The 4,076-nt window shown below is 72.2% G+C and carries 4 protein-coding genes; 2 read left to right on the top strand and 2 right to left on the bottom strand.

The window, feature by feature from the left end; genetic code table 11:
• Nucleotides 1–53 precede the first annotated feature (53 nt).
• Complete coding sequence (locus ACFWY5_RS57880; protein ID WP_379640388.1) at nt 54–1,622, top strand: S9 family peptidase; 1,569 nt, start codon at nt 54–56, stop codon at nt 1,620–1,622.
• Nucleotides 1,623–1,648: 26 nt separating this feature from the next.
• Nucleotides 1,649–2,413: a carbonic anhydrase family protein gene (locus ACFWY5_RS57875; protein ID WP_379640387.1), complete on the top strand. Its 765-nt coding sequence runs from the start codon at nt 1,649–1,651 to the stop codon at nt 2,411–2,413.
• Between the two features lie 18 nt (nt 2,414–2,431).
• Here ACFWY5_RS57875 and ACFWY5_RS57870 read toward each other — a convergent pair whose 3' ends face one another.
• A complete protein-coding gene (locus ACFWY5_RS57870; RefSeq protein ID WP_379627276.1) occupies nt 2,432–3,052 on the bottom strand; it encodes a DUF2461 domain-containing protein in 621 nt (206 codons plus the stop codon).
• Between the two features lie 17 nt (nt 3,053–3,069).
• Nucleotides 3,070–4,076, bottom strand: a 1,007-nt coding sequence (locus ACFWY5_RS57865) for a 3-deoxy-7-phosphoheptulonate synthase (RefSeq protein ID WP_379640386.1), incomplete at its 5' end; no start/stop codon positions are given.

Genomic DNA, 4,076 nt, shown 5'->3' with positions numbered 1-4,076 from the left:
TCAGAAGGGCGTCTAAGTCTGTCTTCACACACCGACCATGGACGCCCTTCGTCATGCCCGCAGCCGATCACGGAATTTCACATCAGCGATCTAGGGGCGCGGACGCTAGGGGCGCGGTGGAGGGAGCAGACGAGGCCAAGCGTGGGCCGCGGCGGATCACGGCTCTGCGCTATCGCTGGGACGGGGCCGGGTTCACGGACGACGGGTACGCGCAGGTCTTCGTGGTCGATCCCTTCGGGGACGAGCCGCCCGTACAGGTGACGGAGGGCGAGTTCGATCACCGTGGGGTCGCCTGGAGTCCCGCCGGGGATCTGCTGGCCTTCAGCGCGGCCCGGCATCCGGGTCGCGGCGAGGACTTCTTCAGTGACGTGTGGGTGTGCGCGCCGGACGGCACCGGGCTGCGGCGGGTGACCCGGACGGCCCTCTCGGCCGCGCAGCCGAGTTTCGGCTCGGACGGCGGGCTCGTGTTCGTGGGCGCCGATCCGGGTGCCGAGGGGCGCAGGCTGATCGCGCAGCAGACCGGGGTGTGGTCGGTGCCGGTGGACGGGTCCGCGCCGCCGCGCAGGCTGACCGATGCCGAGCGGCACAACATGCCGTCGATCGGCAGCGAGCGCCTGGCCGTACCCGCGAAGGACGGGGTGTTGTGCGCGGTCGAGAACAGGGGCGCGGTGGAGCTGCTGCGGGTGCCCTATGACGGCGGGGAGCCGGTGATCGTGGTCGGGGGGCCGCGGGAGGTGCGGGGGGTGGGCCACGCGGGCGCGACGACCGTGGCCGTGGTGTGCGACGCGAGCAGCCCGGCGGAGCTGGTGGCGGTGCGGGACGGGGTGGAGGTGCGGCTGACGGAGTTCGGGGCGGGGCTGGAGGTGCTGCCGATCGAGGAGGTCGGCGCGACGGCGCCGGACGGGTATCCGGTGCACGGGTGGATCGTGCGGCCGGAGGGTGAGGGGCCGCATCCCGTCCTGCTGATGATCCATGGCGGGCCGTTCGCGCAGTACGGCTGGCGGGTCTTCGACGAGGCGCAGGTGTACGCCTCGGCCGGGTACGCGGTGGTGATGGGCAATCCACGCGGTTCCTCCGGCTACGGGCGGGCCCATGGGGCGTACATCGTGGGTGATGTCGGGCGGCGCTCGGCCGTGGATCTGCTGGCGTTGTTCGACGCGGCGCTGGCGACCGGCGGCCTGGACGCCTCCAGGGCGGGCGTGCTCGGCGGTTCGCACGGCGGCTTCATGACCACCTGGCTGGCCGCGCACCACGGGGAGCGTTTCCGCGCGGCGGTCAGCGAGCGGGCGCTCAACGCGATCGACAGCTTCCACGGCAGCAGCGACATCGGCTGGGCCTTCCCCTTCGACCTGTACGGCGAGCCGTCCACCTGGGCCGCCCAGAGCCCGCTGACCCACGCCGGCCGGATCACCATCCCCATGCTGATCATCCACTCCGAACACGACTGGCGGGCGCCGGTGGAGCAGGCGCAGCGCCTGTTCGTGGCGCTGAAGCTGCGCGGCGTTGAAACGGAGATGCTGCTGTTTCCCGATGAAGGCCATGAGATGTCTCGTTCGGGCCGGCCCAGCCGGCGAATTGCCCGATTCGACGCCATCCTTGACTGGTGGCAACGTCACCTCTGACGGAAAAACCAGGGAAAGGGTCGTACATGCGCATCGCCCGATTAATGGCCGCGATCACCCTCGTGGTCCCCGCGCTCTTAGCCCCTTCGGCCCAGGCACGTTCCCCCGCCTGTCCCGGCACCGGCACCGACGCCGCCGTCGACAGCCCGGTCGAGATCGACGCCGCGTCGGCGTGCCCGGCCGTCCACCCCCGCCTCACCATCGCCTACGCCCCGGTCGTCGACGGCATCGTCACCCTTCAGGACAGGGAGCCGCTGGGCGGCGCCCCGAGTGAACACGACGACATCCGCTTCCTCCCCAACGGCTCCGCCTCCCACGTGGTCTTCGGCGGCAGGACCTACACCCTGCTGAACGTGCACTACCACGGCCCGGCCGAGCACAGGTTCGCCGGGCAGGGCTTCGCGCCCCTGGAAGCTCATCTGGTCCACGAGCTCGCCGGGCCCGCCCAGGGCTACCTGGTCCTGTCGGTGCTGGTGAACGCCCGGCGCGACGGCTGGTCGCAGCACGACGTCCTCCTGCGCGAGCCGCCTTCCACGGTCGGCGCCACCAGGCGCGTCCACGGCGTGAACCCCACGGCACTGCTGCCGTCCCCCGGCAGGCGTGCCTTCTACCGCTACACCGGCTCGCTCACCACGCCGGAGTACGACAAGCCGGTCACCTGGATCGTCTTCCGGCAGCCCGGCTCCGCCACCCCGCACCACGTCGCCGGCGTCCGCGAGCTGTGGGACGAGCACGGCAACAGGCGTCCCCTGCAGGACAACCCCATCCCGCCGAACATCTACCGGCACTGACCGCCCCGGCCCCCGTGTCTAGGAAGAGGCGCGGGGGCCGGTCAGCCACTCCAGCAGCGGTCGCACGTCGCGCCAGGCGTCGCGGACCGCGCCGAGCGTCCCGCCGCCGGTCGTCCTCGACTTGGGCAGGCGTTTCTCGGCCCCCAGCGACTTGTAGCGCAGCAGGTCGATACGCGGATGGTCGGCGGAGTAGCCGCGTGGCCGTGTCTTGACCCGCTCCCCCACGAGCGAGAAGCCCTTCTTCTCCAGGCGCTCGACGATCGTGCGGAGTTTCTCGCCGGCTTCGCCGTCCACGGCCTCGCGGTAGCGGCGGGTGTCGTCGGTGTCGAAGGCGTGGAAGCCACCGCCGACGTGGATGCCGTCGGCGCCGAGCATCAGGTAGTAGCCGGTGTGGCCCTCGGCGGCCACGGTGACGCCCTGGCTGGTCTTGTAGGGCGACTTGTCGGTGCTGAAGCGGGTGTCGCGCTGGGGCCTGAACAGCTTGGCGGGGCCGAACTCGTCCTCCAGCCCTTCCAGCATCTCCTCCAGCGGCTCGCGTACGGCCCGCTCGTAGACGTCCTTGTGGGCGTGCCAGAACTCCTTGGTGTTGTCGGCTTCCAGTTGCTTGTAGAAGTCGAAGGCCTTGGCGGTCAGGGGCACGGTGGGTTTCCTCCGTTTCAGAGCAGTCCGGCGAACCGTTCGACGACCTCGGCAGCCTGGGCGGCGTTGAGGCGGGGGTCGCAGGCGGTGCGGTAGCGCGGCAGGCGCGGTGCCCGCGCGCACGGCGCGGGCGTGGCGATGCACTCGGTGACGTCGTCGGGCGTCATCTCCAGGTGCAGGCCGGCCGGGTGGCGGTGGCGGGCGCGCAGGACGCTGACGAATGCCGTGACCTCCTCCAGGATCGCCTCCATGGGCCGGGTCTTGGGCCCGGTGCCCATGCGGACCGTGTTGCCGTGCATCGGGTCGCACAGCCACACGACCGGCATACCCCGCCTGCCGACTTCACCCACGATCTCCGGCAGGAGGGTACGGACCCGGGTACTGCCCAGGCGGACGATGAACAGCAGCCTGCCGGGCAGGGCGTCGGGGTTGAGCAGGCGGCTGAGCCGGGCGGCCTGGGCCGGGGTCGTGGCGGGGCCGAGCTTGACGCCGACGGTGTTGCGGACGGACCGGGCGAAGGCGACGTGCGGGCCGTCGGGCTGGCGGGTGCGCTCGCCGATCCACACCGAGTGGGCGGAGGCGGCGTAGCCGTCGCGTACGAGCGGGCGCTCGTAGTCGAGCAGCAGCGCCTCGTGGGAGACGTAGGCCCGTTCGAGCGGCGGGCGGCCGGGCCAGGATTCGCGCACCACGCGCAGGACCGCGCGGGCGCAGCGGTGGGCGCGCAGCAGGCGTTCCGGGTCGGGGCGGCGGGCGCCGGGGTCGCCGGCGGGGCTGTTGACGGCGTCGCCCCGGTAGGAGGGGACGAGGGTGCCGTCGGCGGTGATCTCGTGGGCGGCGGAGCGGGGTTTGCCGTACTGGCCGGCCAGGCGGCCAAGCGGGAGCGTGGGCGCGCCGGTGCTCGCGGTGATCGTGGCGGCCAGGCCGTACAGCTGGGCGAGTTTCGCGCGCACGTCGGACGGGCCGGACTCGCGGAAGCGCTCGGCGCAGTCGCCGCCTTGGAGGACGAAGCCGCCGCCGTCGCCCG

It is taken from the genome of Nonomuraea sp. NPDC059007 (genome assembly GCF_042740555.1).
Taxonomy (GTDB): Bacteria; Actinomycetota; Actinomycetes; order Streptosporangiales; family Streptosporangiaceae; genus Nonomuraea.
Note: the sequence above shows the minus strand (reverse complement) of the source record. Positions and strands in the feature narration are given on the sequence as shown.

What these genes read in the sequence shown, in the direction of transcription:
- ACFWY5_RS57880 (WP_379640388.1), top strand. Translation starts at nt 54, where the DNA reads ATGCCCGCAGCCGATCACGGAATTTCACATCAGCGATCTAGGGGCGCG.
- ACFWY5_RS57875 (WP_379640387.1), top strand. Translation starts at nt 1,649, where the DNA reads ATGCGCATCGCCCGATTAATGGCCGCGATCACCCTCGTGGTCCCCGCG.